This is a genomic window from Mesorhizobium sp. M8A.F.Ca.ET.207.01.1.1, from assembly GCF_004794715.1.
GTDB lineage: Bacteria > Pseudomonadota > Alphaproteobacteria > Rhizobiales > Rhizobiaceae > Mesorhizobium.
Window position 1 is genome coordinate 1 of the sequence record NZ_SRUS01000220.1, and the last position, 369, is coordinate 369.

At 64.2% G+C, this 369-nt stretch carries 1 protein-coding gene; it reads right to left on the reverse strand.

Annotated elements, in window-relative coordinates; genetic code table 11:
- Window positions 1-369 (reverse strand): hypothetical protein (locus EN850_RS34260; RefSeq protein WP_210238034.1); only part of this gene is annotated, 369 nt, incomplete at both ends.

The window sequence follows — 369 nt, forward strand, 5'->3', positions numbered from 1 at the left end:
CGTCGCAGTGCGCGCGTCTGGCTGAAGCCCTGGACCATCACGCCGAAGGTGCCGTCGTCGTTGTCGTAGTTGAACAGCGCCGAATACGGCGGGTCGTTCGACTTGGCCTGGTCCGAGCGCACCAGGCCGATCGAGCCTTCCGCAGTGAAAGGCTTGGAGAACTCCAGCGGCTTGCGCGTGATGATGTTGACGGTACCGGTGGTGCCGCCGTCCTGCAGCTTGGCCTGCGAGGACTTGTTCACTTCCACCGAGCTGACCAGTTCGGACGGCAGCAGCGAGTAGCTGACGCTGCGGCCGACGTTGTTGCCCTGGCTGAGCACGAACCAGTCGGCCGAACCGACAGTGTGGCCGTTGATCAGGGTCTGGGTC